Origin of the sequence: Pseudoxanthomonas winnipegensis, assembly GCF_030322905.1 — a bacterium.
Taxonomy (GTDB): domain Bacteria; phylum Pseudomonadota; class Gammaproteobacteria; order Xanthomonadales; family Xanthomonadaceae; genus Pseudoxanthomonas_A; species Pseudoxanthomonas_A winnipegensis.
Genome location: NZ_CP095475.1, coordinates 3101503 through 3126523 on the forward strand (window position 1 = coordinate 3101503; position 25021 = coordinate 3126523).

Consider the following 25021-nt stretch of genomic DNA (forward strand, 5'->3'; position numbering starts at 1 on the left):
CGTTGCGCCTGCGCGCGTGCAGTGATGCGTCAGCCGGATGCAGCTTTCCGCATGGCGCCGCCTCAGCCCTGCCGGGCCAGGCCGTCGGCCAGCACCTCGAAGATCCGCGGCGCGCCGCACTGGGCCACGTTGAAGCGCATGCAGTCCACGGCGCGCTGGGCCGGGCTGAAGGCGTTGCCCGGCGCCAGCACCACGCCATGGGCCAGGCCGTGCTGGGCCAGCGGCGCGGCCAGCCGCCCTTGCGGCAGGCGGCACCAGAGGAACATCCCGGCGTCCGGCACATGCCACGGCACGATGCCCAGCGGCGCCAGCCGTTCGATCACCCGGCGCCGCTCGACCGCCAGGCGCAGGCGCAGACGCTCGATATGACGCCGGTAGCCGCCATCGGTGAGCGCGGCCAGCAGCACCTCCGAGGCCAGCCGCCCGCCGCCGAAACTGGTCGCCACGCGCAGGTCGGCCAGGTCGTCGATCCAGTCCGCACGCGCGGCGATGTAGCCGCAGCGCATCGACGCCGACAGCGTCTTGGAGAAGCTGCCGACGTGGATCACGCGCGCCAGGCCATCGAACGCCGCCAGCCGCGACGCCGGCGTGGTTTCGAAGTCGGCGAAGATGTCGTCCTCCACGATCCACGTCCCGGCCTGCTCGGCCAGCTTGAGCACCTGGTGCGCGATGCGCGGGGCGAGCGTGGCGCCGGTCGGGTTGTGCAGGCCGGAATTGGTGATGTACAGCCGCGGCGCGTGGGTGCGCAGCACCTCGGCGAAGGCCTCCAGGTCCGGCCCCTCCGGCGTGTAGGGCACGCTCACCACCTGCACGCGATGCGCGCGCAGCAGCGCGTGGAAGTTGAAGTAGCAGGGGTCGTCGACCAGCACCGTATCGCCCGGCTCCAGCAGGAAGCGGCACACCAGATCCAGCGCCTGGGTGCCCGACTCGACCAGCAGCACCTGCTCGGGGCGCGCGGCGATGCCGGCGCCGACCATGCGCCGCGCCAGCAGCACGCGCAAGGCTGCAAGACCGAGCGGGCTGCCGTAGTCGCACAGGGTGGCGGCGTCGCCGCGCGCGACCTGGCGCAGCGCGCGGCGCATGCTGGCCTCGGGCATCCACGACGGCGGCAGCCAGCCGCAGCCGGGCTTGAGCACGCTCGGGTCGGCCTCCAGCGATTGCCGCGACAGCCACAGCGGATCGACCTGGCGATCCAACCGCGGCCCCAGGCCCGACAGCGCCAGCGGCGCGACCGGCCCCTGCACATAGAAGCCCGAGCCGGCGCGCGGCTGCACCAGGCCTTCGGCCGCCAGCCGCTCGTAGGCCTCGACCACGGTGGACACCGACACGCCGAGCCGGCGCGCCTGCTCGCGCACCGAGGGCAGCCGCGCCCCGGGCGGATAGGTGCGCGCGGCGATGCCCTGCCTGACGGCCTCGATCACCTGGTCGATCCGGATTGCCTGCCGCGCCATGCCCCAACCGTCCTGGTCAAAAAGGAAAACAGTTCCCGCGGATCGTACTGGATTGTGTCTGGGTCGCCCGGCGCGGCGCTGGCCTACTGGCCCGCCCTCCCCAAGACAAGACGAGACGATGGACGACACCACGCGCGGCTGGATCAACGGCGGTCTCGGCGTGGCGATCTTTGCCGGATCGCTGCCGGCCACGCGGATCGCGGTGTCCGGCTTTACCCCGGTGTTCCTGACCTGCGCGCGCGCCAGCATCGCCGCCGCGCTCGCCGTGGCGCTGCTGATGCTGCTGCGCCAGTCGCGGCCGCAGCGCCAGCAGCTGGCCAGCCTGGCGGTGGTGGCGCTGGGCGTGGTGGTCGGCTTCCCGCTGCTGACCGCGCTGGCGCTGCAGCAGGTGACCTCGGCCCATTCCCTGGTGTTCGTGGGCCTGCTGCCGCTGTGCACGGCGATCTTCGGCGTGCTGCGCGGGGGCGACCGGCCGCGGCCGGCGTTCTGGGCGTTCTCGCTGCTGGGCAGCGCTCTGGTGGTCGGCTACGCCGCCATGGGCGGGCTGCAGGCCTCGCTGCGCGGCGACCTGCTGATGCTGGCGGCGGTGCTGGTCTGCGGCCTGGGCTATGCCGAAGGCGCGCGCCTGTCGCGCCGGCTCGGCGGCTGGCAGGTGATCAGCTGGGCCCTGGTCCTCGCGCTGCCGCTGATGCTGCCGCTGGCCTGGCTGTCGCGTCCGGACAGCCTGGCGTCGATCACCCCGCCGGCCTGGCTGGGGCTGGGCTACGTGTCGCTCTTCAGCATGCTGATCGGCTTCATCTTCTGGTATCGCGGACTGGCGCAGGGCGGCGTGGCCGCGGTCGGGCAGATCCAGCTGCTGCAGCCGTTCCTGGGCCTGGCGCTGGCCGCCGGCCTGCTGCACGAGCCGGTGCGCGCGAGCATGCTGTGGGTCATGGCCGGCGCGGCGGTCTGCGTGGCCGGCGCGCGCAGGTTCGCGCACTGACCGGCCGGTGGGCGATCAGGCCCGCGTGAGGCGCCAGGCGCGGTGGATGCGGGCGTTGCGCTCGAAATCCGGGCCGATGGTGCTGGGGCTGATCTCCTCGCACACCGCGAACTCCACCACCGCCGCCTCGTCCAGCCTGAAGCGGCGGAAGTTGTTGGAGAAGTACAGCACCCCGCCCTGCGCCAGCCGCGCCACCGCCGCGCGCAGCAGGCGCACGTGGTCGCGCTGCACGTCGAAGTCCTCGGCGCGCGCGGAGTTGGAGAAGGTCGGCGGGTCGCAGAAGATCAGGTCGTACTGGCCGCGGTCGGCCTCCAGCCAGGCCAGCACGTCGGCCTGCACCAGCTGGTGCCGGGCGCCGCCCAGGCCGTTCTCGCGCAGGTTCTCGGCGCACCACTCCAGGTAGGTCGCCGACAGGTCGACGCTGGTGGTGCTGCTGGCGCCGGCCACCGCCGCCTCCACGCTGGCCACGCCGGTATAGCTGAAGAGGTTGAGGAAGCGCCGGCCGCGCGCCTGGGCGGCCATCTGTCCGCGCAGCGGACGGTGGTCCAGGAACAGCCCGGTATCCAGGTAGTCGAACAGGTTCACGCGCAGCCGCGCGCCGTGCTCGCGCACGACGATGAACTCGCCCTGCTGGCCCATGCGTCCGTACTTGCTGCCGCCCTTGCCGCGCGCGCGCGACTTAATCGCCACCTGCTCGCGCGGCACCTCGAACACCGCGCGCACCGCCGAGAGCAGTTCGTTGAAGCGGCGCTGCACGTCGGCCTCGGGGATGCTGGCCGGCGCGGCGTATTCCTGCACGTGCAGGAAGGTGCGCTGCGCGCCCTCGGCCTCGGTGTAGACGTCCACCGCCGCGGCGTATTCGGGCAGGTCGGCGTCGTAGGCGCGGTAGCAGCTCACGTCCTCGCGCTGGCGCCAGGCCTTGAGCTTCTTGAGGTTCTTGCGCAGCCGGTTGGCGACCATCTGCGCGCCGTCGTTCAACTCAGGTGGCGCGTCGGGGACCACACGCTGCGGCGGCGCGATCGGGTCGACGAAGATCAGCGCGCACTCGATGGCGCCGTTGAACAGCTGGTACTTCTTCTGCGCGCGCAGGCCGGTGGCCATGGCCAGATCGGCGCCGCCGCACAGCAGGCTGGCGCGCCAGTCGGGCACGGCCTGGCGCAGGCCATCGCCCAGCGCGCGGTAGAGCGCGGCGTCGGCCGCCAGGCGTTCGTCGTAGGGCGGGTTGCACACCACCACGCCGCGGCGGATCGGCGGCGCCGACAGCTGCGCCACGTCGCCCACGCTGAAGGCGATGGCGTCCTCGACGCCGGCCTCGCGCGCGCTGGCGCGGGCGGCCTCGATGGCGCGCGGATCGATGTCGCTGCCGAAGGCGACCTGGCCCAGTTTGGCGCGGCCGGCGGCCTCGCGCGTGCGCGCCTCGTCCAGCAGCACGCGCCACTGCTCAGCGTCGAAGCCCAGCCAGCGCGACGGCGGCAGGCTGCCATGGCGCTGCAGGCCCGGCGCCACGTCGGCGGCCATCAGCACGCCTTCGATCAGCAGCGTGCCGCTGCCGCACATCGGGTCGAGCAGGCCGCCCCCGCCGGCGTAGGACTGCAGCCAGCCGCCGCGCAGCAGCACGGCGGCGGCCAGGTTCTCCTTCAGCGGCGCCTCGTTGCGCACCTGGCGCCAGCCGCGCCGGTGCAGCGGCCCGCCGCCCAGGTCGATCGACACCGTCGCCCGGCCCTTGCGCAGCGAGAAGTTGATGCGCACGTCCGGCTCGTCCACGTCCACCGACGGACGTTCGAAGCCTTCGGCGCGCAGGTGATCGACGATGGCGTCCTTGATCCGCTGCGCGGCGAAGCGCGCATGCGTGATCGCCTCGCCGGACACGTGCGCGTCCACGGCCAGGGTCAACTCGGAGGTCAGGTGCCGCGTCCATGGCAGCGCGAAGATGCCGTCGTACAGCGCGTCCTGGTCGGGGCAGTCGAACTCGCCGATCGGCCACAGCACGCGGCTGGCCAGACGCGACCACAGCACCGCGCGCTGCGCATCGTGCAGCGTGCCCTCGGCGTTGACGCCCGAGACGGTGGCCGTGGCCTTGGCCGCACCTAGCGCGGTCAGCTCGTCGACCAGCAGGTACTCCAGGCCCTTGGCGCAGGAAACGTAGAACTTCATAAAAAGCCAGGCGTGAGTGAAGAGGAGTGAGGCGTGCGTGAGATCGAGCGCGAGGGAGGTGGAGAAGATTGTTGCTGTTGCTCGCTCCTCACTGCGCTCCGCTCACTCCCGCCTAGAGCCCGGCCAGCAACTCGCCGAACGCGGCCGCGGCCGCATCGACGTGGTTGGCCAGGCGATGGTCGTCGTTGACCAGCAGCAGGCGGGCGCGGCGGGCCTGGGCCCAGTCGATGACGTTGCGGGCGGGGATCAGCTCGTCGTCCCAGCCATGGATGACCGACAGCGGCACCTGCGCCGCGTCCAGCGCGGGCATCGGCCCCAGCGCGGTCGGCGGCGCCATCAGGAACAGGCCGTGCACCGGCACCTGCAGCGACACCTGGGCCGAGGTATAGGCGCCGAGGCTGGAGCCGACCAGCACCAGCGGCCCCTTGCGTGCGGCGGCCTCGGCCAGCGTGCGCAGGCGCGCCAGGCGCGCGCCGACATCGCCGAGCTGGCTCAGGTCGCTGCGCGCGTCCAGGTCGGTGAAGTCCGGCCGCTCGCTGGTCCAGCCGGCCGCCTGGGCGACCTGCGCCAGCACGGTGACCTTGGTCGCGTCCGGCCCGCTCTCGAAGCCGTGCGAGAGGATGACGTGGCCGCGGATCACAGCGGCACCACCGCATCGCCGACCGCGAAGCTGCCGCCTTCGATGATGCGCGCGCACAGGCCGCCATGGCCGCGCATGGCGTTGTAGCCGCCGGCGCCCAGCGCGTCCTCCATGCGCGAACACGGATCGCACGGCTCGGTGCCTTCCAGCACCACGCTGCCGATACGGAAGCGGCGCTCCTTCAGCGCGATCAGCGGCAGGCCGCGCACCACCACATTGCGCCGCAGGGTGGCCGCCTGCACCGCATCCAGCCCGGCCAGCGTGGCGATCACCGGCAGATGCTCGGCCTGGATCAGGGTCAGCCCGCGCTTGCCGCTGCCGCCCTTGTAGCGATCGCCTTCCAGCCCGCCGCCGGTGCTGGCCTGGACGCGCGCGACAGCCTGCATCGGCACATCGCGCGCCGGGCGCAGCCCGATCCATTCCACCGTGCCCGGGCGCGGCAGGGTGGCCATCAGCCTGGCCAGGGGGGAGTCGGGATTGAGCGGCATGCGGATGGGACGCGACAGGCGGCGCCTGGCGCCGGGGACGCGCAGTTTACCCCGCCCTCGCCCGCGGCCCGCCCGTGTAGCATCGGCGCCCATGCCCGATGCCTTGCCGATCACCGCCGATCCCCTGCCCTACCAGGACCTGCTGGAGGCGCGGCCCCTGGACCGGATCGACCTGGTGGTCATCCACTGCACCGAGCTGCCGGACCTGGCCACCGCGCGCCACTACGGCGAACAGCCGCGCTATGCCTCGGGCACCGGCAACAGCGGGCACTGGTACATCGACCGCGACGGCGCCGTGCAGCAGTGGATCGCGCCCGAACGCGTCGCCCACCATGTGCGTGGCCTCAACGCGCGCAGCGTCGGCATCGAGCTGGTCAACCGCGGGCGCTACCCGCACTGGCTGCATGCCGGCCACCAGGCGATGGACGAGCCCTATCCCGACGCCCAGATCGAGGCCCTGCTCGCCCTGCTCGACCGGCTGCGGCAGACGCTGCCGGCCCTGCGCTGGATCGCCGGACACGAGGACTTGGACACCGCTCAGGTGCCCGCCGAGGACGCGCCCACGCGTCTGGTGGCACGCAAGCGCGACCCGGGACCGCTGTTCCCGTGGGAACGCGTCCTGGCGCGCGCGGGGCTGGAGCGGTTGGTGCCCTGAGCGATAGGCGGCGGCGGTGCGGCTTTGGTTGCGCTTCGCGCTGCGAACCTAACGCTCGTCATCCCCGCGAACGCGGGGATCCATGGACTTCCGCGCAGGCCCCGCAAAGTCCCTGGGTTCCCGCGTTCGCGGGAACGACGGTAGAAGGGTTCACTCGAGGCTTCGCGCTGCGGACTCAACAGCCGTCATCCCCGCGGATGCGGGGATCCAGGGACTTTCGCGCAGGCCCCGCAACGTCCATGGGTTCCCGCTTTCGCGGGAACGACGATAGGAAGAGTCGCTCGAGGCTGCACGCTGCGAACCCAACAGCCGTCATCCCCGCGAACGCGGGGATCCAGGGACTTCCGCGCAGGCCACCGCAAAGTCCCTGGGTTCCCGCGTTCGCGGGAACGACGGTAGGGAGATTCGCTCGCGGCTTGGCGCCGCGAACCCAACAGCCGTCATCCCCGCGAACGCGGGGATCCAGGGACTTCTGTGCAGGTCGCGCAACGTCCATGGGTTCCCGCTTTCGCGGGAACGACGGTAGAGGGTTTACTCGCGGCTTCGCGCTGCAAACCCAACAGCCGTCATCCCCGCGAACGCGGGGATCCGACCCGACTCAGCCCTGCGCCACGCGCCGCGCCCATTGCACGATCTGCGCCGCCTGCAGCGCGCCGGACTGCCTCCCCAGCTCGCGCCCGTGCAGGAACACGGCCATCGTCGGAATGCTGCGGATGGAAAAGCGCGCGCCCAGCGCCGGCTGCGCCTCGGTATCGACCTTGGCCAGGCGCATGCGGGGCTCCAGCTGCTTGGCGGCGGCCTCGAACTGCGGCGCCATCACCCGTCACGGCCCGCACCACGGCGCCCAGAAATCCACCAGCAGCGGCAGATCGCTGTCGCGCGCATGCAGGTCGAACGTGCCGGCGTCCAGCGCCAGCGGATGCCCCGTGAACAAGGCCTGGTGGCAGCGCCCGCAGGTCGGCGCCTCGGCCAGGCGTTCGGCCGGCACGCGGTTGCGCGCCTGGCAGTGCGGGCAGGCGATCAGCAGCGGCGCGCTCACAACACCGCCTCGGCCGGTGCCTGGCCCAGCAGCAGCTGGCCCTGCGCGTCGCGCACCTCGACCTGCACATCGATGCCCTGGCGCACGCTCTGGGTCACGGTGCAGAAGTCCTCGAAGGTCGCCAGCACGCGCTCCAGATGCGCATAGTCCGCGCTGCCTTCGGGCAGCTGCAGCGTGGCCAGGGCGCGCGGCAGGCGCAGCCGGCCGTCGGCATTGCGCTCGGCGACCGCGCTGATCGAGGCACGCAGCCGGCCCGGCGCGTTCTTGTACTTGCGCAGCGCGAACAGCAGGCTGGCCGAGAGGCAGTTGACGATCGCGGCCAGCAGAAGATGCGAGGGCCGCGGACCCTGGTCATGGCCCAGCGGCGCGCCTTCGTCGGACAGCACGTCGGGCGCATCGAGGCCTTCGAAGTGAAGCCGGAACACGAAGTCCTGCTCCTGCTCCAGCACGACGGTGATCGGGGTGGCGGTGCGCATGGCGGGCCTGGCCTGGCAGTGCGGGAGGCCAGCCTACTCCGCTCATGGTGTGACCGACGCGCAGCCGGGCGAACGCTCCGTCGCATGCGCTCTCACCTCCGGCGCGACCGTGGCGCGCGATACTCGGCGCACATGCCCGATCGAGAGACATCCTCGCGATGACACGCCTGCTCCCCCGCCTGCTGCGCGCAGGCCTGGTCCTGTTCGCGGCCACCGCCGCGCTGGCCGCGCAGGCGGCCGACTCCGCGCCGGTCACCGTGTTCGCCGCCGCCAGCCTGAAGGAATCGATGGACCAGGCCGCCGCCCTCTACCAGAAGACCACCGGCACGCCGGTCACCGTGTCCTACGCGGCCAGCTCGACGCTGGCGCGCCAGATCGAACAGGGCGCCCCGGCCGACGTGTTCGTCTCGGCCGACCTGGAATGGATGGACTATCTGCAGCAGCGCGCGCTGATCGACCCGGCCAGCCGCCGCAACCTGCTCGGCAACACCCTGGTGCTGGTCGCGCCCAAGGCCAGCACCGTGCAGGTCAGGCTCACCCAGCCCGGCGCGCTGGACAAGGCGCTGGGCGATGGCCGCCTGGCGGTCGGCCAGGTCAACGCCGTGCCCGCCGGCAAGTACGCCAGGGCGGCGCTGACCTCGCTGCGGCTGTGGGACGGCGTGCAGGGCCGGCTGGCCGAATCGGACAGCGTACGCTCGGCGCTGCTGCTGGTCTCGCGCGGCGAGTCGCCGCTGGGCATCGTCTACGGCTCCGACGCGGCGGCCGATGCCAACGTGCGCGTGGTCGACACCTTCCCCGCCTCCAGCCATCCGGCCATCGTCTATCCGGTGGCCACGCTCAAGGCCGGCACCGCGCCGGCGCGCGCGGCCTTCGTGCAGTGGCTGGGCACCGCGCCGGCGCAGGCGATCTTCCGCCAGCATGGCTTCACGGTCCTGCCGTAACGCGTGTTCGGTTTCTCGCCCGAAGAACTCACCGCCATCGCCCTGAGCCTGAAGGTGGCGGCCGTGGCCGCCGTCTGCAGCCTGCCGGCGGCTATCGCCATGGCCTGGCTGCTGGCGCGCCGGCGCTTTCCCGGGCGGGCGCTGCTCGATGCGCTGGTGCATCTGCCGCTGGTGCTGCCGCCGGTGGTGGTGGGCTATGCGCTGCTGGTGACGCTGGGCACGCGCGGGGCGATCGGGGCCTGGCTGCTGGAGCACTTCGGCCTGCGCTTCGCCTTCCGCTGGACCGGCGCGGCGGTGGCCTGCGCGGTCATGGGCTTCCCGCTGATGGTGCGCGCCATCCGCCTGTCGATCGAGCAGGTCGACCGCCGCCTGGAGCACGCCGCCGCGACCCTGGGCGCGCCGCCGTGGAAGGTGTTCGCCACCATCACCCTGCCCCTGGCCTGGCCCGGGCTGGTGGCCGGCGCGGTGCTGGCCTTCGCCAAGGCCCTGGGAGAGTTCGGCGCCACCATCACCTTCGTCTCCAACATCCCCGGCCAGACGCAGACCATGTCCGCCGCCATCTACGGCCTGCTGCAGGTGCCCGGCGCCGAGGCCGGCATCTGGCGCCTGGCGGCGGTGTCGGTGTGCATCTCGCTGGCCGCGCTGGTGCTGTCCGAATGGCTGGTGCGCCGCCAGCGCGGGCGTGAGACCGAGGTGCTGTGATGCTGGATGCGGACCTGCAGCTGCAGCGCGGCCAGTTCACCCGCCATGTGCGCATCCACAGCGATGCGCGCCTGCTGGCGCTGGCCGGGCCTTCCGGCGCGGGCAAGACCAGCGTGCTCAACGCCATCGCCGGGCTGCTGCGACCCGTGGCCGGGCGCATCGCGGTCGATGGGACGGTGCTGTTCGACAGCGCGCGCGGCATCGACGTGCCGGTGCATCGGCGCCGCATCGGCTATGTGTTCCAGGATGCGCGCCTGTTCCCGCATCTGGATGTGCGCGGCAACCTGCGCTACGGCACGCACGGGCGCAGCGCCGGCGCGCGCTTCGGTTTCGACGCGGTGGTCGAGCTGCTGGGCATCAGCCCGCTGCTGCAGCGGCGGCCGCGCAATCTCTCCGGCGGCGAGGCCCAGCGCGTTGCGATCGGCCGCGCCCTGCTGTCGCAGCCGGCCCTGCTGCTGCTGGATGAGCCGCTGTCCGCCCTGGACGCGGCGCGGCGCGGCGAACTGATCCCCTATCTGCGCGGCGTGCGCACCGAACTGCAGCTGCCCATGCTCTACGTCAGCCACCAGCCCGATGAGGTGCAGCAGCTGGCCGATGCGGTGCACGTGCTGGACTGACACGCCGTGAACGGCCGGCGCGGTGCAATGGCGGTCCGCTGTCGCTGTGCAAGGCCCGCATGAAAACGCCCACCAAAGAGGACTTCCCCGTACACCAGGTGCGGCGCTTCCTCGAGCCCGGGCCGGTGGTGCTGGTCAGCAGCGCGCACGCCGGCGCACGCGACATCATGACCATGGGCTGGCACATGATGGTGGAGTTCTCGCCCTCGCTGCTGGCCTGCGTGATCGCCAACGGCAACCGCAGCTTCGAGCTGGTGCGCGCCAGCCGCCAGTGCGTGATCAATCTGCCGACCGAGGCGCTGCTGGACACGGTGGTGCGCATCGGCAACTGCAGCGGCAACGAGGTCGACAAGTTCGAGGCCTTCGGCCTGACCGCCCAGCCGGCGAGCCAGGTCCAGGCGCCGCTGATCGCCGAGTGCCACGCCAGCTTCGAGTGCCGCCTGCACGATGACCGCCTGGTGGAACGGCACAACCTGTTCGTCTGGGAAGTCGTCAAGGCGCACGTGGCGCCGACACCGAAGATCCCGCGCACCGTGCACTACCGCGGCGATGGCAAGTTCATGGTGTCCGGCCCCGAACGCTCGCGCCGCGGCCTGTTCAAGCCGGAGATGCTTTAACCACCTCTCGCAGGGCCCTGTGTGGGAGCCACCATGGCGGCGAGAGGCTTTCCCGGCAAATCCCCTCGCCGCCATTGGCCAAAAAGGCCACAAAGGCGGCTCCCCCCTGTAGAGCGGAGCTTGCTCCGCTGGGGCCTTTCCCACGAACCGAACGAAGAGCAGCGGAGCGAGCTCCGCTCTACAGAAGGGCGGCTGTTGGAGTTGAGGAGATCACCTACCACCCACACCGCCCCGCTCCACACGCACACGCCCCTGCTCCACCTCGAAGGTGAAGGCATACAGCAGCGTCACCGGCACCGGCTCGACCGACTGCGCGCCATCGCAGCGCTCCGGATCGGCCGGCGGATGCTCGGCGCTGAAATGGCAGACGGCGGCCGGCTCGAAACGCCATTGCCGCACCTGGGCCAGCATCGCCTGCACCAGATCGGCATTGTCCGGCTGCGCGCCGGCGGCGCATTCGGCGCGGTCGGCGAGCGGCTCGACACGCAGCACCTCGCCGCGCGCATCGAGGATCACGCGCGCGCAGACCGTGGTCGGTGCCAGCGTCTGCCGCGGTGAGTCGGCGGGCAGCGCGGGGTTGTCGGCCTGCACCGGCTGCGGCATGCGGAACACCTCGGTCCGCGCCAGCGCATAGCGTTCGATCTTGCCGGCGCCGTCGCCGCCTTCCGGCGTCAGCATGCGCTGATCGACATTGGCATTGCGGACCAGGGTGTCCTCCGCCGGGTCGATCGGATGCGTGGCGCAGGCGGAGAGCAGCAGCGTCAGCGCGGAGATCGTGGCGAAGTGCAGAGGCCACGATGGGGCTCCGCTGGCAAGGCCCCGATCGCCGCCATGGCGGCTCCCACGAGAGCGGGCGGGCCGGAGGCTGTTGGGGGGCGTGGTCATCAGCGGCCCGCCATGAAGCCCGCGGGTGCCGGGCGGGTCTCGAATGCGACGGTGGCGGCATCCACGCCCTGGCGCTGCAACACCCACTTCAGATTGGACGCCGCGACGGTCTTCATCACTTCCCGCTCCAGGGCAGTCGGCTTGCGAGCCGTATCCAGGCGCACGCGGGAAACACCACCATCGGCTGCGACATCGGCCAGCACGCGCCCACGATCCACGGGCTCATGCGAGCCGGCAGGCGCTGACGTGACGCCTTGGTGCGACGCAGAGGGTGCGGATGGCTCATCCAGATCGAAGTCGATCGGCACGCGCATGCGATGGGCGACCGGCCGGCCCTGCTCCAGGACCGGCTTGAACTTCCACTTGCGGACCGCTTCCACCGAAACGGCATCGAACACGCCCGCAGGCCTGGATTCTTCCACCTGCACGTCCTGCACCGAACCGTCGGCCGCCACATCGACCAGCATCACCACACGCCCGGAAATGCCGTTGTTCGCGGCCTCCTTGGGATAGCGCGGCGGCGCATGCTGGGAATAGTCGAAGGGCGATGTCTCTTCGGCTTGCGCCTGCTCAGGCGCACGCGCCACCTGCTTGCGCGCCACCGGCGCTGCCGCGGCGACGCGACGGGCCGGGACATCCAGCGCACGCACCCGCACCGACAACGCCACATCGCGCGCGGCGCCCTGCACCGGGCCCGTTGTCAGCTTGAGCGACGCCGCCTCGCCGAGGCGCGCAATCAGCAGCACGGGGCCGGTTACGTCGGCACCATCCCGCGCCAGCCGGGCATGCACCTTGGCTTGGCCAGGGGCATCGGGCTCGACGCTCAGCTCGCCGCTCCAGCGGTGTCCGGCCTGGGTATCGATGGCGAAGGCGAACGGCACGCCGGCCGCGCTGTGCATCTCCAGCGCATGGCGCTCGCCGTCCACCTCGATCTGCAGGTTCGCGCCGTACTGCGCGGCGGTGGGCGCCGCCGCATGCGCCGACGGCGCAGCCGCCGGCTGCTGCGCCCAGGCCACATAGCCACCACCGGCGAACAGCGCCAGCAGCAGGGCAGCGGACAGACGCGTCTGCCAACGACGAGGACTGGGACGTTTCAACATGGCGATCCGCTCCTTGATCGGGTGTGTGTGCCAGTGGCAGCCCACCGGCAGGGCGAAGACATCCAGCTGCGTCTTCAACATGGCCTGCGCATACGCTCGTCGCGCGCGCGGATGCAGCCGCAGCACGCGCGCATCGCAGGCCAGCTCCTGGTCCTGGCGATAGCGCGCCACCGCCCAGTGCAGCAGCGGGTTGAACCAGTAGACGCAGCGCAGCAGCGCCACCAGCGCATTGCAGGGCAGATCGCCGCGGGCGATGTGCTGGCGCTCGTGCGCCACCACCAGGGCGCGTTCGTCCGCGTCGTAGCGATGCAGGAAATCCGCCGGCAGCACGATGCGCGGGCGCAGCACGCCGGTCACCGCCGGTAGCCCCGCGCTGATCGCGGCCACGCGCACGCCGTGGGCATGCACGCGCAGCCGGCCGAGCCGGCGCAGGAATCTGCGCTGCTGCCACAGCTGCAGGCCAACCATCGCCAGCGCGCCGATCAGCCAGAGCACGAGCAGCACCGGCATCCACGGCACAGCCGCATCCGCCGGCGCCACGGCGATAGCCTGCACGCCACCGACCCGCACGGCCATCGGCATCAGCGCCATCGAACGCACCGGCGCCGGCAGCAGCACGGCGATCAAGGCCACGGGCACCAGCGCCCACAGCGCATACGCGGCCCCGGCGCCGAAGGCGGCGCGCATCGGTCGGCGCAGCAACAGCACCACCACCAGCGCGGCGCTGGTGGCCAGCGTCGTCTCGCCCAGCCACGCCATCAGCTCACTGCTCATCATCCAGCTCCTGGACCAGGCGCTTGAGCTCGGCGATGTCCTGCGCCGAGAGCTTGCCGCGCTGCGAGAAATGCGCCACCAACGGCGCCACGCGCCCGCCGAACACCCGCTCCAGCAGGCCCTCGCTCTGCTGCTGCACCCAGGCCTGGCGCGTGAGCACGGGCGAGTAGAGATAGCGGCGCCCTTCCTTGGCCGCCTGGATCGCGCCCTTGTTGAGCAGCCGGTTGAGCAGGGTCTTGATGGTCGGCTCGGCCCAGTCGTTGCGGCTGGCCAGCGCGGCGACCACCTCGTCGGCGCCCAGCGGGTTGCGCTCCCACAGCACTTCCATCACCACCGCCTCGGCATCGCTGATCGCCATGTCGTTTACGCCTGTAATTTTTATTGAAATTACGCGCGTAATCGAACCACTGTCAAGCGTCGCGGGCGGCACCCGACGAACGGCGATGTGCACTGACCTGAAACGCGAAAGCGCCGGACCAGCCGGCGCTTTCGCGGACAGGAGGCGGACCGAACGCGTCGGCCGAATCAGCTCAGAAGCGCCATTCCAGGCTGGCCGTGGTGTTGCGCGGCGCGCCGTAGTAGCCGATCTGGTACAGGCTGCCGATGTACTTGCGGTCGGTGATGTTGCGCGCGTTGACGCGCAGGGTCAGGTCGCGGGTGATGTCCCAGCCGACGAAGGCATCGAGCACGGTATGCGCGTCCTGGCTGACCGTATAGCCGGTATAGCTGTCCGGGCCGGAGACGGTCTTGTCCTGCCAGCGGCCGCTGAGGCCGAAGGACAGCGCGCTGTAACTAGGCAGGCGCGCGCTGATGGCCAGGTTGGCCGTGTTGCGCGGCACCCAGGGATAGGTGTCGTCGCCCTGCTCGCCATCCATCTTCAGGTGCGTATAGCCGAACACCAGGTCGAGGTAGTCGTTGACCTTGCCGGTGACCTCCAGCTCGACGCCCTTGGATTCCACGTCGGAAGGCTCGTAGTAGTAGTTGCCGCTGGCCGGGTCCAGCCCGCGGTAGACCGCAAGGCCATCCTGCTTGGCATCGAACACCGCCAGCGTGGTCAGCAGGCGCTGGTCCAGCCAGTTGGCCTTGACGCCGACCTCGTAGTTCTTGCCCTTGGTCGGCGGCAGGTAGTTCTGGTTGATGTCCTGCTGGTCCTGCGGCTGGTAGATGTCCGAATAGCTGACATAGCCCAGCACGTCCGGGGTGAAGTCCCAGGTCAGGCCGGCATAGGGGCTGGTATGGCTGTCGCTCTGCTCGAAGTACGCACCGCCGGCCAGGCCGTTGCGCGAGAACGAGGTGTAGTTGAAGCCCAGCACCGTCTTCAGGCGTTCGGTCAGCGAGACGTGCGTGGCGCCGTAGGCGCGCTTGATGTGCTGGTTGAGCGAATCCTGCGGCTGCGGCGCGGCCCAGAGCGGCTCGGGCACGACATCACCGGCATAGGGGAAGCCCGGCAGCGCGCCGAAGCCGGACAGCGCCGACCAGTAATGCCCACCGCTTTCGCTCTGGGCCAGGCTGAAGCCCAGCATCGCCTCCTGCGGGCGACCGAACAGCGCGTAAGTCCCGTTGAGTTCGACCGTGCCCAGGTTGGCGGTGACCTTGTCGCGCCCCTTGTACGGCCAGCCGTTCAGGCCTTCGCCGGTGACCGGATCCAGGCCGGTCGTGGTGTAGGCGAAGAACAGCTGATCGTCCTCGGTGCTGCGCCGGTAGTTGTAGGCCACCTTCAGCTTCCAGTCTTCGCTGAGCTGCTGGGCGTACTCGACGAAGCCGGTCTGGTTGTTGGTGTTCCAGTAAGTCCAGTCCTGGGTGGTGGAGGCGCTGCGCGGCCAGCCGATCTGGCCGCCGCCGATGGTGTTGAAGGTCAGCGCGCCCCACATGTTGCCGGTGCTGTTGGCCTGCTGCCACGAGTATCCCGCGGTCAACGTGCCGTTCTCGCCGATCTGGCCGTCGACCACGCCGTAGAGGAAGGTGCGCTCCTTGTCGTAGTCGCGCAGGTAAGAGCCGCCGTCCTCGTGCGCGGCGACCACGCGCACCGCCCAGCTGCCGTCGGTGGTGATCGGCGAGGAGTAGTCCACCTGCTCGCGCCTGGTGTTCCATGAGCCGTAGCTGATCCCGACCGAGCCCTGCTCGTCGTTGGTCGGCCGCTTGCGCACGTAGTTGATCGTGCCGGCCGCATTGCCCACGCCGGTCAGCAGGCCGTTGGCGCCGCGGATCACCTCGATCTTGTCGTAGCCGTAGGAATCCATCGCCCCGGTAACGATGCCCCAGCCGTTGGGCAGGCCGATGCCGTCGATCTGCGTGTTCTCGATCTCGAAGCCGCGCGAGAGATAGTTGGTGCGGTTGGTCTCCCACTCCTCCACCTGGATGCCGGTCGCCAGGCGCAGCGCATCGTTGAGCGTGTTGGCGCCGAAGGCGTCCATCTGCTCGCGGCTGATGGCGCTGATCGACTGCGGCGTGTCCTTGATCGCCAGGTCCAGGTTGGTGGCGCCGTTGCTGACGCGCTGCGCGCGCTGGGAGACCACCAGGATCTTGTCCAGCTCCTGGGCCTGGTCGGCGTCGGCCGGACCACCCTGCGTCTGAGCCTGCGCGGACAGCGCCAGGGCCAGGCCCGCGGCCAGGACGGAACAGCGCGGCAGCGGCCGGCGGGGAAGGCGAAGGGAGGCGCGGGCGAAAGGCATGGGGACGATCCGATGGCTGAGGCAGGACGCACCTGGCCGGGCGTCGTGCCAGCCGGGGCGAGAAGGGTTGGGCGCGCAGGCGGGCGAGCGGCTGGCCGGCGCGGGCCGGGGCCGCGTCCATGGCGGCGCCCGGGATGACAGTATCTTAATGAAAACCATTCGCATTTTACAGCACGCCGTGGCAGGCACTGCCTGGACAGCCCGGCACGCGGTCCTGCACGGCCGCTCGGCTACCCTCCTCCCACCGCGATCCGATGTCCCTGCATGCCCCAACACCTCGCCGAACTGTCCGATGCCGTCGATCTGATCCTGCAGCGGGTGCCCGGCCCGCTGCGCGTCGCCGCGCCGCTGGGCATCGGCAAGCCGCATCGCCTGCTCAACGCGCTCTACGACCGCATCGAACGCGACCCGTCGCGTCCGCTGCTGCTGTTGACCGCACTGTCGCTGGACCCGCCCGCGCCGAAGGGCGACGGGCTGGAGGCGCGCTTCTTCAAGCCGTTCGGCGCGCGCCACTTCGGCGAGGACTTCCCCCGGCTGCGCTATGTCCAGGCACTCAAGGCCGACGCGCTGCCGGCGCATATCCAGGTCGAGGAGTTCTACATGCAGTCCGGCGCGCTGCTGCACTCGCGTCAGATGCAGCGCCGCTACGTCAGCCTCAACTACACCCACGCCGCCGACGGCGTGGCCCAGCGCGCGCCGAACGTGATCGTGCAGAAGGTCGCGCGCGATCCGCAGGCCCGGCCCGGTGATCCGGTGCGCCTGTCGCTGTCGTGCAACAACGACACCACCCAGGACACGCTGGAGGCGATCGCGCGCCGCGGCCTGCCGCGCCCGCTGCTGGTGGCCGAGGTCGATCCGCAGCTGCCGTGGATCGGCGGCACGGCCAGCGTGGACGAGACCTTCTTCGACGTGGTGATCGATCTGCCCGGGCCGTATCCAACCTTGTTCGCCCTGCCGCGCCAGCCGGTCAGCGACACCGATTACGCCATCGGCCTGTACGCCAGCACCCTGGTGCGCGACGGCGGCACGCTGCAGATCGGTATCGGCACGCTGGCCGATGCGCTCAGCCACGCGCTGGTGCTGCGTCATACCGACAACGCCGCCTATCGCCGCGTGCTGCACGCCCTGGACCCGGAGCTGGTGCATCACCCGGCGGTGATCGAGAGCGGCGGCATGGCGCCGTTTCAGATCGGCCTGTACGGCTGCAGCGAGATGCTCAACGAAGGCTTCCGCCTGCTGGTGCAGCGCGGGGTGATCAAGCGCCGCGTGCTGGACGATGCGGCGCTGATGCAACGCCTGGCCGACGGCAGTGCCGTCGCGCAGGACCACGCCCGCCTGCAGGCCGAGGGCGAGTACCTGCACGGCGCCTTCTACCTCGGCTCACCGGAGTTCTACGACTGGCTGCGCAACCTGGATCACGACCAGCGCCGCGCCATCGGCATGCTGCGCATCAGCCAGATCAACCAGCTCTACGGCGGCCACGAGGCGCTGGAGCGCCTGCAGCGCGTGCAGGCGCGCTTCTTCAACAGCTGCATGATGGCCACCGCGCTAGGCGCGGCGGTGTCCGACGGGCTGGACGATGGCCGCGTGGTGTCGGGCGTGGGTGGGCAGCACGACTTCGTCAGCATGGCCCACGCCCTGCACGATGCGCGCAGCGTGCTGATGCTGCGCGCCGTGCGCGGCGAGGGCGAGCGCGTCGAATCCAACCTGCGCTGGAACTACGGCCACACCACCATCGCCCGCCATCTGCGCGATGTGTTCGTCGACGAGTACGGCATCGCCGACCTGCGCGCGCAAAGCGACGAGGACTGCATCATCGCCATGGCCGGCATCGCCGATGCGCGCTTCGCCGCGCCGCTGCTGGAGCAGGCCCAAGCCGCCGGCAAGCTGCGGCGCGACTTCAGCGCGCCGGCGCACTGGCAGCGCAACACGCCGCAGCACCTGGCGCAGGCCCTGGCGCCGTTCCGCCGCGATGGCACCCTGTCCGACTATCCGCTGGGCAGCGACTTCACCGACACCGAGCAACGCCTGGTGCGTGCCCTGACCTGGCTGAAGGCCAGCACCGGCACGCGCGGCGGCAAGCTGCGCACGGTGGCCCGCGCGGTGTTCTCGCGCACGCCGGTCGATGCGATCGCGCTGCGGCGCATGGGCCTCGAGGCACCGCGCGGCATCGGCGAACACCTGATGGCGCGCCTGCTGCGCCTGGCACTGGCGCAGACCGTCTGACGGCGGACGACCTCACACGCAGCCGACGCCAGCGCTACGCGAACGCGCCGAATGCGCGTCCGCATGGAGGCCAAGCGCGCCTATCCTGCGCCGCCCGCGGGAGGCCTCAGCGCTTGCCTTCGGCCGCGTCGGCCGCGGTGAGGATGATGTCGGCCAGATGCGCGTAGTCGCCGTCGAAGTGGTGGCCACCGGTCAACGCCTGCACGCGCAGGTGGCCCGGCGGGACCTTACTGCACACCTGCTCGTCGTCGCCTTCGCCATAGACGCAGAAGTTCTGCGCAGCCTTGAGCTTGAGGATCTCCGGCATGGTCGGTATGGCGTCGGCCACGTCGTCGCTCATCCAGTTGGTGACGTGGAACTCGAACGCGGCGTTGTTGCTCAGTGCCAGGTACACGGCCTGCAGGAGCTGGGCGCGCGTGTCCGGCGCCAGCCGGTTGACCGCGAACGGCAGCACGTCGGCGCCCTGCGAATAGCCGATCAGCATCACCTTGGCCTTGCCCCAGTGCGCGCCGTAGTAGCGGATGATGCGATCCAGGTCGCTGGCCAGGCCCTGCGGCGTGCGCTTCTTCCAGAAGTAGCGCAGCGAGTCGAAGCCCACCACCGGGATGCCCTTGGCCGCCAGCGCCTTGGCCACTTCCTGATCGAGGCCGGCCCAGCCGCCGTCGCCGCTGAGCAGGATGGCGTAGGTGTCGCTGCGGGCGCCGCCGGTGGCCGGAACCTCGTTCAAGGGCAGGCCGGAAAGATCCTGCGGCGGCGGCGGCGGCAAGGTCGCCACCTGCTCGCGCGCCAGCATGTGCGCGGCGGTGGTCAGCGCGGCGCGGCGCACCGCGGCCTGATCGCCGCCGGTGGCCAGCTGCACGAACGAGGACCCCTTGACCTGCGCGGCGAAGGGCTTGGCGTCGAAGCCCTTCTTCGGCCCGTCGGTGTCCAGGGTCAGCCAGGGCACGGCCAGCTTGTTGCGCGCCGGCACCAGGGTGGTGGTCGCCCCGCGCGTGGGCAGCGTGTCGAAGATGTTGCCCTTGCCCTCGCAGGGCACCCGGCCCAGGTCCAGCGCAGGGGTGAAATCCAGGGTCAGCGCGCCGGCGAAGATCCCCGGATCGCCCGCCGCCACCATGGCATAGGCGATGGCCGCGCCACTGCCCTCGCCGATCAGCAGCGGCGCGCGGTAGCCCGGCAGCTGCGCATAGCCCTGCAGATAGTGCGAGAGGTTCTCCAGGTCGCCATCGGGGAATACGCAGCCCTTGCCGTCGCCGGTGAACTGCCGACGCATCTGCGGCGTATCGATGCCGGCCACGAAGGTGCCGTTGGCGGCCAGCGCCTGCGCATCGGCGTCCATGGTCCCGTTCCAGCCGCCGTCGCCGGAGAGCATCAGCACCACCTGCTTGAGCGGGCCGACCGGCCGGTACAGCGCCACGTCGCGGAAATTGCCGTGCGAGATGCGCTCGGGCGCGGGACGGGGCTGCTGCGCGGCCAGCGGCAACGCACAGGCCAACAGCAGCAGACAGCTTGCCAGACGGATCATTTGCGGATGACTCCCTTGTAGCCACCGCTGATCAGCGCGGCGACATCGCCCATCACCAGCAGCGGCGCCATGCCGCCTGGCGCGGCCAGGTAGCGGGCTTCCCACTGCGGATCGAATTTTTCCTTGAAGGCGCGCAGCCCCCGGAAGTTGTAGAAGTGCTCGCCGTGGGCGAACAGCAGGCGCCCGATGCGATGCCAGCGCGGCGCCAGCGCGTGTCCGGCCATGCCCGACAGCGGCGCCATGCCCAGGCCGAAGCGCACGTACCCGGCCTGGGCGAAATGCAGCATCAGCTTGGAGAACAGGAAATCCATCGTGCCGTTGGGCGCCTCTTCCAGCTGGCGCATCAGGTCGATGCTGGCCTCCTGCTGCACATCGGTCACCAGCAGCGAGGCGAAGGCGATCACCTTGCCCTCGCGTCGCACCACCGCCACCGGATTGCGCACCATGTAGGCATCGTCGAAGGCGCCGACCGAGAAGCGCTTCTCGGCGGTGTTGTGCTTGGCCAGCCACGCATCGGAGACCGTGCGCAGCTCGGGCAGGATCGCGGCCACCTCGTCGCGCTCGACTAGGCTGAAGCTCAGGCCCTCGCGCTCGCTGCGGTTGACACCGTTGCGCAGATTGCCGCGACGCTTGCCCTGCAGGCTGAAGCCGGCCAGCGGCACCCAGGCGTATTCGCCCAGCTTGAACAGGCGCAGGCCCGCGTCCAGGTACAGCGGCAGCGCGTCCGGGCGCACCTGGTAGAAGCAGCCGCGCGCGCCCGATTCGCGGGCGCGCTCAAGGAAGCGCCAGACCAGCTCGGGCCAGGCCTCGCGCGGGCCGACCGGATCGAACAGGGCCACCCACGACTTGCCCTTGCGTCCGAACATCACGAACGCATCGCCCTTCTCGGAAAACAGCAGCGGCTTGTCGCCGGTCAGCGCCAGCGCCGCGTCGGCCGAAGGCTGGCGACGCAGGATCTCCTGGGCGCGCGCCAGTTCCTCGGCGCTGGGCAGCGGCAGCGGCGGCGCCGGCGGGCGCAGCAGCTGGCGCAGCGCCAGCACCAGGGCCAGGATCGACACGCCGACCATCGCGCGCAGCGAGCGCGGCGCGTTGCCGTCGAACTCGAACTGCCACCACAGGCGGTTGGCGTAGGCCACATCGCGGTAGACGAAGAACAGCAGCGCGGTCACCGCCACGCACACCACCACCATCGCCAGCAGCCAGCCGCCGCTGAAGGGCACGGCCAGCAGCGAGGCCTTGCGCGTGAACTGCTTGCGCGAGAGCAGCAGGACCGCCATCAGGCTGCCCAGGATCAGCGATTCGTCCACCGCCAGGCCCTTGGGCAGGGCCAGCACCAGCGCGGCCAGGGTCAGGCCGACCGCCGCCCACCAGGCCGCGTCCAGCCGGCGCAGCAGCGCGCGCGCGACGAACAGCATCGCCACGCCGGCGATCGAGCTGAGGAAGTGCGAGGCCTCCACCAGCATCAGCGGCACGTGCATGGCCAGCAGAGCGGTGGCCTGGTCGGTGGCCGGGGTCACGCCCGAGACCAGCAGCATGATCGCCACCACCGCGGTGAAGGCGGCCAGCAGATGCGGCGCCAGCCCGACCACCGCGCGGCCGACCGGCGCGGCCGGGCTGAGGCGCAGCTCGTGCACGGCCAGCACGACCATGGCCAGCAGCAGCGGCAGCACGTAGTAGATCAGCCGGTACAGCACCAGCGCGCCGGCCAGCTGGTCCGAGGGCACCGTGCCCTTCAGCGCCAGCAGCATCACCGCCTCGAACACGCCCAGGCCGCCGGGCACGTGGCTGATCACGCCCAGCACCATGGCCGCGGCATAGAAGCCGACGAAGGCCGGGAAGCCGATCGCCCCGTCCGGCAGCAGGAACCACATCACCGCCGCCGAAGCGACGATGTCCACCACCGACACGCCCAGCTGCTGCCAGGCCATGCTCGGCGCCGGCAGGCGGATGCGGATCGGGCCGAGCCTGAATTCACCGCGCCGGCAGGCCCACATCAGCGCGCCGGCCAGGGCCAATGCTCCGATGGCCAGCGCCTGCAGCACCCACACCGGCATATGCGCCAGCGGCGCCAGCTCGCGCGCGTCCAGCAGCACGCCGCCTGCACCGACCACGCTGATGCCCAGGCCGAAGGCCAGGGCGTTGAAGGCGATCGCCCGGGTGATCAGGCCGGCCTCCACGCCCGCCGCGCCGTACAGGCGCAGGCGCACCGCGCCACCGGTGAACACGCCCAGGCCGATCATGTTGCTCAAGGCATAGGCGATGAACGCGGTCTTGGCGACCACGCGGTACGGCACGCGCGCGCCGGCATAGCGCAGCGCCGAGGCGTCGTAGCCGGTCAGCGAGAAGAAGCTCAGCGCGGTGGCCGCCAGCGCCAGGCCCAGCTTCCAGCCCGGCACGCCGCGCACCGAGGCGACCACGCCGTCGTAGGTGATCTGCCGCGACAGGTCGACGAAGGCATCGACCACCAGCGCGGCCACGATCAACGCGGCCAGCCCCAGCAGCCAGGGGCGGGCACGCTGCAAGCGCGGCAGCCAGGTGTCCACGAAGGCACCACGGGCGCGCAGCTGCGACAGGGTCATGCGACGTCCAGAACGGGGCGGCGGGAAAGCCGCGCATGATGCGCGTGCGGGCGCGAGCGCCGCAAGCCGTCGGGAAATGCCGGAGTCATACCTCGATCCATCGTCGCGCCAGTCAGCGTCCAGTCGGGATTTTCACACGGATGCCGCACACCGCGTGCGCATGGTGCGGCCATTCCCATGACTGGAGGGTTGCATGACCCGTGCCGTATCGCTACTTCCCAGCCTGCTCGCGCTGGCCCTGATCGCCCCGCTGCAAGCGCACGCCTTCCAGACCACCGCGCCGGCCGCCAGCACGCCCGCCGCCGCGACGCCCGACACGCCGGATGCGGCGCGCGCCAACGATGCAGCCACCGTCGACGGCGCCTCGGGCCTGCTGCGCCTGCAGGTGCTGCTGGACCGCGCGCATTTCTCCCCGGGCGAGATCGACGGGCAGTCTGGCTCGAACCAGCAGCGCGCCCTGCGCGGCTACCAGGCCGCCCATGGCCTGCCGGTCACCGGCCAGCCCGACGCGGCGACCTGGCAGGCCTTGAACGCCGACACCAAGCCGGTCGTCGCCAGCTACACGCTGACCGCCGAGGACGTGGCCGGCCCGTTCGTGCAGATCCCCAAGCAGATCGCCAAGCAGGCCGGCCTGGACGCGCTGGGCTATACCTCGCTGGTCGAGGCGCTGGGCGAGCGCTTCCACGTCGGGCCGCAGACGCTGCAGCAGCTCAACCCCGGCCTGGACTTCGCCACGGCCAAGGCCGGCACGGTGGTCAAGGTGACCAATGTGCTCGGCGCCGCGCCGCTGGCCAAGGCCGCGCGCGTGGTCGTGGACAAGTCCGACTCCACGCTGCGGCTGCTGGACGATCAGGGCAAGGTGTATGCGCAGTTCCCGGTGACCTCCGGCAGCGCGCACGACCCGCTGCCGATCGGCCAGTGGAAGATCCTTGGCATCTCCCGCAATCCGACCTACCACTACAACCCCAAGCTGTTCTGGGACGCGAAGAAGGGCGACAAGAAGGCCACCATCGCCGCCGGCCCCAACAACCCGGTGGGCCTGGTCTGGATCGACCTGTCCAAGGACCACTATGGGCTGCACGGCACGCCCGAGCCGCGCAACGTGGGCAAGACCCAGTCCCACGGCTGCGTGCGCCTGACCAACTGGGACGTGTTGCAAGTCGCAGACGCGGTGGATGCCAGCGTGCCGGTGACCTTCCAGGAGTGAGGCCATGAGATTCCTGCTGACGCTGTTGCTGGGCATCGTCATCGGCGCGGTCGGCCTGCGCCTGGTCGAACGCACGCACGCTCTGCGCGCGGTCGGGCTGGACGTGCAGCCCACCTCCACCCCGGGCACGGCCGCCGCGGCGGTCGACGCCGCGGTCGCCCGGACCGCGCCGACCACGCCGGCCCTGCAGATGGTCGGCGACGTGCAGCCCACCCGCGTGGCGGTCGAGCCGGTCTCGCCGCAGGCGCCGATAGGCGATGACACCGACTCACCCGCCATGCCGGCAGTGGCGCCGCAGCTGCGCGCGCCGGAGGACGGCCAGGGCCTGCTGGTGCCGGTGCAGGGCGTGGAACGCAGCGCGCTGCGCGACACCTTCACCGACGCGCGCAGCGCCGGACGCGTACACGATGCGATCGACATCATGGCCCCGGCCGGGACGCCGGTGCTGGCCGTGGCCGACGGCACGGTGGAGAAGCTGTTTGACAGCAAGCGCGGCGGGCTGACGATCTATCAGTTCGAACCGAGCGGCCGGCTGGCCTATTACTACGCGCACCTCCAGCGCTACGCCGACGGCCTGCAGGAGAAGCAGCCCATCAAGCGCGGCCAGGTGATCGGCTACGTCGGCAGCACCGGCAACGCCAGCCCCGACGCGCCGCATCTGCACTTCGCCATCTTCCAGCTGGGCCCGGAAAAGCAGTGGTGGAAGGGCACTGCGGTCAATCCCTACCCGGTGCTGCACGACGGCGCGCCTGTGCCCTGAACACCGCGTCCCCGGGGGAGCATTTTTCTCGATCAGAAGCGCGCGGCGTGTGAGCGTTCTGACTTCGGAAGGGCAGCGGTCCGGCGGGCGGGGGCCGCTTATCCCTCAATCAGGGCATCCTGCCCTGATTCGGGCGCTCGGCGTCCTGCCTCGCTCATCGCGGCCCCCGCCCGCCGGCCCGCTGCTGCACGCGTTAGGTCACCGGGCTTCGGTTTGCGGGCGCTCGAACCTTTCCTCGCGCACAACGCGATCAGTGACGGGAAGGTATGGACTTGAGGCCCCCTCCCTTGCGCGAAGCGCAGGGGAGGGATGGGGAGGGGTCGGGGCTCTACCGGTCAAACCACCGAAGCGAAGAGCGGAAGCACCCCACCCCCTCAGTCGCTAGTTCGCGACTTCGAGCTCCCCTTCGCCTGCGGCGAAAGAGAGGGGGCACCTGGCCAGCGCCCTCGGTTCAAAAAAAGTCCCCATCGATCCGCCGCAGAGCCTCGACCCGCGCGTATGCGCGGAGAGCAGGCCTTAGGGTGGCCCGCGGCG

General features: G+C 70.9%; 20 protein-coding genes and 1 pseudogene. 9 read left to right on the plus strand and 12 right to left on the minus strand.

Annotated features, from left to right (window positions below; translation table 11 throughout):
* Positions 1-62: 62 nt before the first annotated feature.
* Complete coding sequence (locus MWN52_RS13725; protein WP_286575059.1) at positions 63-1451, minus strand: aminotransferase-like domain-containing protein; 1389 nt, start codon at positions 1449-1451, stop codon at positions 63-65.
* Between the two features lie 118 nt (positions 1452-1569).
* Here MWN52_RS13725 and MWN52_RS13730 point away from each other — a divergent pair, with 118 nt between their 5' ends.
* Positions 1570-2433 (plus strand): DMT family transporter, encoded by an 864-nt coding sequence (locus tag MWN52_RS13730; RefSeq protein WP_286575060.1) that lies wholly within the window; start codon positions 1570-1572, stop codon positions 2431-2433.
* Between the two features lie 15 nt (positions 2434-2448).
* Here the strand turns inward: MWN52_RS13730 and rlmKL are convergent, their stop codons facing one another.
* The 3 genes from rlmKL to MWN52_RS13745 all read right to left on the minus strand — a co-directional run bounded on the left by rlmKL (position 2449) and on the right by MWN52_RS13745 (position 5715).
* On the minus strand, positions 2449-4587 hold the full coding sequence (gene rlmKL, locus MWN52_RS13735; protein WP_286575061.1) for a bifunctional 23S rRNA (guanine(2069)-N(7))-methyltransferase RlmK/23S rRNA (guanine(2445)-N(2))-methyltransferase RlmL: 2139 nt from the start codon (positions 4585-4587) through the stop codon (positions 2449-2451).
* A gap of 112 nt (positions 4588-4699) precedes the next feature.
* Positions 4700-5227, minus strand: a complete 528-nt coding sequence (locus tag MWN52_RS13740) for a YqiA/YcfP family alpha/beta fold hydrolase (protein WP_130524863.1) — start codon at positions 5225-5227, stop codon at positions 4700-4702.
* The gene (locus MWN52_RS13745) at positions 5224-5715 is read right to left on the minus strand and encodes an MOSC domain-containing protein (RefSeq protein WP_130517426.1); all 492 of its coding nucleotides are present in this window, start codon (positions 5713-5715) and stop codon (positions 5224-5226) included. The genes MWN52_RS13740 and MWN52_RS13745 overlap by 4 nt, the downstream gene beginning before the upstream one ends.
* Before the next feature lie 91 nt (positions 5716-5806).
* On the opposite strand from MWN52_RS13745, the gene MWN52_RS13750 reads away from it, so the two are divergent.
* Positions 5807-6370 carry an N-acetylmuramoyl-L-alanine amidase gene (locus MWN52_RS13750; RefSeq protein WP_286575062.1) on the plus strand — a complete coding sequence of 188 codons (564 nt, stop codon included), beginning with the start codon at positions 5807-5809 and terminating at the stop codon, positions 6368-6370.
* Between the two features lie 598 nt (positions 6371-6968).
* Here the strand turns inward: MWN52_RS13750 and trxC are convergent.
* Both trxC and MWN52_RS13760 read right to left on the minus strand, forming a co-directional pair.
* Positions 6969-7409 (minus strand): annotated as a pseudogene (trxC, locus tag MWN52_RS13755) (thioredoxin TrxC).
* Positions 7406-7885, minus strand: a complete 480-nt coding sequence (locus tag MWN52_RS13760; RefSeq protein ID WP_130528539.1) for an OsmC family protein — start codon at positions 7883-7885, stop codon at positions 7406-7408. The pseudogene trxC and the gene MWN52_RS13760 overlap by 4 nt, the downstream one beginning before the upstream one ends.
* A 158-nt stretch (positions 7886-8043) precedes the next feature.
* On the opposite strand from MWN52_RS13760, the gene modA reads away from it, so the two are divergent.
* The 4 genes from modA to MWN52_RS13780 are packed head-to-tail and all read left to right on the plus strand — an operon-like array spanning position 8044 to position 10762.
* Entirely contained in the window at positions 8044-8826 is a 783-nt protein-coding gene (modA, locus tag MWN52_RS13765) for a molybdate ABC transporter substrate-binding protein (protein WP_286575063.1), read from the plus strand.
* Between the two features lie 3 nt (positions 8827-8829).
* Positions 8830-9528: a molybdate ABC transporter permease subunit gene (gene modB / locus MWN52_RS13770; protein ID WP_286575065.1), complete on the plus strand. Its 699-nt coding sequence runs from the start codon at positions 8830-8832 to the stop codon at positions 9526-9528.
* Complete coding sequence (gene modC / locus MWN52_RS13775; RefSeq protein WP_286575066.1) at positions 9528-10145, plus strand: molybdenum ABC transporter ATP-binding protein; 618 nt, start codon at positions 9528-9530, stop codon at positions 10143-10145. Before modB ends, modC begins: the two co-directional genes overlap by 1 nt.
* Before the next feature lie 59 nt (positions 10146-10204).
* Positions 10205-10762: a flavin reductase family protein gene (locus tag MWN52_RS13780; protein ID WP_131660413.1), complete on the plus strand. Its 558-nt coding sequence runs from the start codon at positions 10205-10207 to the stop codon at positions 10760-10762.
* Positions 10763-10972: 210 nt separating this feature from the next.
* Here MWN52_RS13780 and MWN52_RS13785 read toward each other — a convergent pair whose 3' ends face one another.
* The 4 genes from MWN52_RS13785 to MWN52_RS13800 form a co-directional block, all read right to left on the minus strand.
* Entirely contained in the window at positions 10973-11647 is a 675-nt protein-coding gene (locus tag MWN52_RS13785) for a hypothetical protein (protein ID WP_425608039.1), read from the minus strand.
* On the minus strand, positions 11647-13521 hold the full coding sequence (locus MWN52_RS13790; RefSeq protein ID WP_286575068.1) for a TonB family protein: 1875 nt from the start codon (positions 13519-13521) through the stop codon (positions 11647-11649). The genes MWN52_RS13785 and MWN52_RS13790 overlap by 1 nt, the downstream gene beginning before the upstream one ends.
* Entirely contained in the window at positions 13511-13879 is a 369-nt protein-coding gene (locus MWN52_RS13795) for a BlaI/MecI/CopY family transcriptional regulator (RefSeq protein ID WP_286575069.1), read from the minus strand. The genes MWN52_RS13790 and MWN52_RS13795 overlap by 11 nt, the downstream gene beginning before the upstream one ends.
* Before the next feature lie 172 nt (positions 13880-14051).
* Positions 14052-16193, minus strand: a complete 2142-nt coding sequence (locus MWN52_RS13800; protein WP_286575070.1) for a TonB-dependent siderophore receptor — start codon at positions 16191-16193, stop codon at positions 14052-14054.
* 264 nt (positions 16194-16457) lie between these two features.
* Here MWN52_RS13800 and MWN52_RS13805 point away from each other — a divergent pair, with 264 nt between their 5' ends.
* Positions 16458-18419 carry an acetyl-CoA hydrolase/transferase C-terminal domain-containing protein gene (locus MWN52_RS13805; protein ID WP_286575071.1) on the plus strand — a complete coding sequence of 654 codons (1962 nt, stop codon included), beginning with the start codon at positions 16458-16460 and terminating at the stop codon, positions 18417-18419.
* A 106-nt stretch (positions 18420-18525) separates the two neighbouring features.
* Here MWN52_RS13805 and MWN52_RS13810 read toward each other — a convergent pair whose 3' ends face one another.
* Positions 18526-19941, minus strand: coding sequence for a virulence factor family protein (locus MWN52_RS13810; protein WP_286575072.1), 1416 nt, complete (start codon positions 19939-19941; stop codon positions 18526-18528).
* Positions 19938-22520 carry a bifunctional lysylphosphatidylglycerol flippase/synthetase MprF gene (mprF, locus tag MWN52_RS13815; protein WP_286575073.1) on the minus strand — a complete coding sequence of 861 codons (2583 nt, stop codon included), beginning with the start codon at positions 22518-22520 and terminating at the stop codon, positions 19938-19940. The genes MWN52_RS13810 and mprF overlap by 4 nt, the downstream gene beginning before the upstream one ends.
* Before the next feature lie 193 nt (positions 22521-22713).
* Here mprF and MWN52_RS13820 point away from each other — a divergent pair, with 193 nt between their 5' ends.
* Both MWN52_RS13820 and MWN52_RS13825 read left to right on the plus strand, forming a co-directional pair.
* Positions 22714-23727, plus strand: a complete 1014-nt coding sequence (locus MWN52_RS13820; RefSeq protein ID WP_286575074.1) for a L,D-transpeptidase family protein — start codon at positions 22714-22716, stop codon at positions 23725-23727.
* A 4-nt stretch (positions 23728-23731) separates the two neighbouring features.
* A complete protein-coding gene (locus tag MWN52_RS13825; RefSeq protein WP_286575075.1) occupies positions 23732-24487 on the plus strand; it encodes a M23 family metallopeptidase in 756 nt (251 codons plus the stop codon).
* The last annotated feature ends 534 nt before the right edge of the window (positions 24488-25021 follow it).